The organism is Bartonella sp. AD328YNZD (genome assembly GCF_042196425.1).
Genome location: NZ_JBHIQG010000249.1, coordinates 1 through 3,639, shown reverse-complemented (window position 1 = coordinate 3,639; position 3,639 = coordinate 1). Strand labels below are relative to the sequence as shown.

2 protein-coding genes and 1 pseudogene are annotated in these 3,639 nt (G+C 41.2%); all 3 read left to right on the top strand.

The window, feature by feature from the left end:
* Window positions 1–861 (top strand): annotated as a pseudogene (locus tag ACFIO3_RS10095) (hypothetical protein); the annotation flags it as partial.
* Entirely contained in the window at window positions 862–3,039 is a 2,178-nt protein-coding gene (locus ACFIO3_RS10090; protein ID WP_375704398.1) for a hypothetical protein, read from the top strand.
* Between the two features lie 16 nt (window positions 3,040–3,055).
* Window positions 3,056–3,639 (top strand): transglycosylase SLT domain-containing protein (locus tag ACFIO3_RS10085; RefSeq protein ID WP_375704397.1); only part of this gene is annotated, 584 nt, incomplete at its 3' end.

The window sequence follows — 3,639 nt, the reverse complement described above, 5'->3', positions numbered from 1 at the left end:
GAAGGAGATAAACAAAGAGGACAGGTTAACCAGACTGTCGAGTATCTAAAGTCTAAAGGCTATAGTGAAGAAGAAGCTGCTATTATGGCACGTAATCCTCAAATGCTTAGTGCGATGCTAACAGGTGGTGATAAACCTCAGTTAGATAAAGGTTATGAATGGGATCCCAATTCACAATTAGGTGAACGTAGAGCGAGACCGGTTAAGGGGTCGATGCAGGAACTTGAGTATAATCAGAAAAAACGAGACATAGAAGAGTGGGAAATAGGTAAGAGAAACACTGCTGCTGTAGCAGCAAAAGAAATTAATCATATTGTGGATACAGTTAACAATGCTCTTCAAATTATAGAGAAGAATCCCAAAAAGGCTGCTGGTAAGGTCGGTGCTTTTGCTCAGATTTTCCCCGATACTGCTGCAAAAACATTAAAAAATAAATTAAAAACGCTTGAAGGTGGTGTCTTTGTTCGAGTGATTGAAGCAATCAAAAAGCAAAGTGACGGCGGGAAATTAGGCGTTGGACCGTTATCTAATGAAGAAAGCAGGCGCATAGTAGCATCTTATGGTACTATGGACATTAGCGATAAACCAGAAGAACTATATAAAACGCTCTTAAAAATCAAAGATATGTTTGATCTTTTTAAAAAACTGAATGATGAGGAAATTTATAGGTTGTCAAACGGAATGGAAGTAAGATCGCGTCTAAAGTATTCTACTCAATATGCTAATCAGTCGATGCCGCAAGGAGGTGTTGAAAACTTGCCAACTATAAGTAGCAGAGAAGATATTAAAAAACTTGCTATTGGAGAAAGAGTATCCATACCAGACGGTAACTATATATATGACATTATTAGGGATAGATAAATGGTTCATCATAATAATGCTCATCAAGATTTTCCAGATTTTGGTCCTGGAATAAGAATTATACGCCGTATCCCTAAAGAGGAATACGAAACATCGGTAGAGGAACCATTTCCAGATTTTGGTCCTGGAATAAGGGTTATACGTCGTATCCCTAAAGATGAATACGAAACATCATCCCAACATCCCGAAATCACGCAAAGTGAAGCCTTTTGGAATTCTTTAAAGCATGGTTTGAGTTTTAATTTAGATGATGAGATTGCGGGGATTACAGCGGCAGGACGTGATTCTGATGATGAGTTGGCAATAAAGGCTTTTGCGAAGGGGCTTATCAACTATTGGACTGGAGATAAGAAAACCATAGAAAAATATGAGAAAGAAGCCAATAGAATACGTGATTATTATCGTAGGATGAGTGATCAACATTATTGGACTTCTTTTGCTGGAAATGCTTTAGGGTCGGCAATCCCTTCACTTGCGACGTTAGGGGGAGGATTATTAGCCTCAGGAGCACGCTTTGTAGCGCCTACACTTGCAAGGAATGTGGCGGGGTCAAAATTAGGTCAAGCCTTTTTGAAAGCAGGTCAGTTACCCCCAAGTCGATTTGCAAGCCCGTTTTTAGGCATCACGAACAAAACAACATTGCCGCATTTGCTTAAAGTAGGGGCGGCATCTGGTGCATTACATGGAGCGGGAGAAGGTGAAGGACTTGGTAATACACTTACAAGTACGTTATCTGGTGCAGGTTTAGGAGCGGGTGGGGCATTGGCTGGAAGTGCTTTAGCTCATTTAGCTGGTTATCCGGTAAGCGGAATACGAAGACTTTTTTCTCCTTCTCATAAGGAAGGTGTTGCAACAGACACGTTAAGAGCAATCAGTAAACATTTAGGTAAGGAGGCGTCTGAAGAGCTAGGAGAATCTTTTAAAAAAGCAGTTCCTACCGATTACGTAGCTGATCATAGTCCTTTTTTACAAGATCTTGTTTTTGATATCGCGAAAAGAAATCAAGGAGCTTATCTTGATTTGACTAAAAGAGCTGGGCAGAGAGCGCTGGGAGGAGGGGAGCGTGTTCATAAGGCGGCTGATAAATACTTTGTTCCTCGTCAAAATATCACAGGTTTAAAAAATGATCTTACCGCGAGTAGGGAAGCATATACAGAACATCTTTACGAAATAGCTAAGAAGACTCCGATAGGAGAACAGCATTATGGCGCTCTTAATGAATTAATGAAGCGTCCATATTTCAAACAGGCTTATAAAGAAGGGCTACAGGAATTCACGAGTAAGGTCAAAGAAGTTGATCCATTTTCTTCTGAAAAATTTAATCTCCTTAAAGAAAAGCCCAACATGGGTGTTCTCCATGAAACGAAGGTTAAACTTGGTCTTATGAGAGATGCAGCCGAGAAGATAGGAGATAACAGTAAAGTTCATACCTTAGTTGGCATTCAGAAAAAGTTATTAGAGCTTATGGATGATATATCGCCTAAATATAAGAAGGCACGATCATTGTATCATCAATATAGTTCACGTTTAGATGCCATGGATGAAGGTTCCAAAATCCTTAGCAAGTCGGTTAATAAGGATGAATTCAGTAAAATCTTTGATGAATTACCAAAGGCACAACAAGAATACTTTAAAAAGGGCTCAAGGGCAGAGCTTTTACAAGGTATGGGTCAAACAAAAGATGAAGTATCCAAGGCAAAGGAGATTTTTGGTACGAATGATCTGTATAAACGATTTGCAAAGATTTATGGAGCCGATAAAGCTTCTGCTGTTAAGAAGGTTGTCGAAAAAGAAGCTAATTATGCAGATTTTTATAATAGAATACCAGGTCGTGTAGCGGATGAAAAGATATCATTTAGGCATAACGTCAATATGCCAACGGGTAAACATGATGCAGCTGTACAATTAGCAAAAGCTGCTGGGAAGGCTGCTTGGATTCCTTTCAAAGAGGCGGCGTTTAGAGAGCGTCAACGGATTGAAAAGGATGTTGTCAAATTGTTAACAGGGGGAACACAGATTAAGAATGATCAAATTGTAGCTCTCATTCAACGCATGGTAAACGCGCATCATAAGGGATATGCGACAAAAGAATGGTTCAAAAAGCTTTCTGCTGCTTTGTTTGGAGGTGGGGGAAAAGCCTCAACGGAGGAGTTGAATTTATTGAGTGCATTTGAGTAAGGGAGGAGATTAGGCTATGACCCGTTATAGTCCTTCAGTCGATCAAGCGATACGGCAAACAGCAGCGCGTTATGGTTTGCCAGAGAGTTATTTGTACCGTGTTGCGCAAGTGGAAAGTGGAGGCAATCCGAATGCAAGGAATCCCCGCTCTTCTGCTGGTGGATTGTATCAATTTATAGACAGCACCGCCAAACAATATGGTTTGCAGGATCGTTTTGACCCCATACAAGCAGCTGATGCCATGGGGCGGTTGACGCTTGATAATCGCAATCATTTAAGCCGCCTTTTGGGAAGAGCGCCTAGTGAAGCGGAGTTGTATTTAGCCCATCAACAAGGAGCAGGAGGAGCCGCGCGGCTTCTTCAAAATCCCCATGCCAATGCGGCGCAAATTGTTGGGAGCAATGCGGTTGGCTTGAATGGTGGAAACAACGCTATGCGTGCAAGTGATTTTGTCAACCGTGTATTACAGATGTATGGTGGGCAGCCTCATAGAGCAAGTCCTACAGCGCATGGTGACATTAGAAATAGAGACAACTTGTTAGAGGTTTTACGGGCATTATTAGCATCACAAGAAGAGGCTTCGGAAGAAGAAGAGAGTGA

Excerpts from the sequence above, each read along its gene's own strand:
- ACFIO3_RS10090 (WP_375704398.1), top strand. The coding sequence starts at position 862 with ATGGTTCATCATAATAATGCTCATCAAGATTTTCCAGATTTTGGTCCT.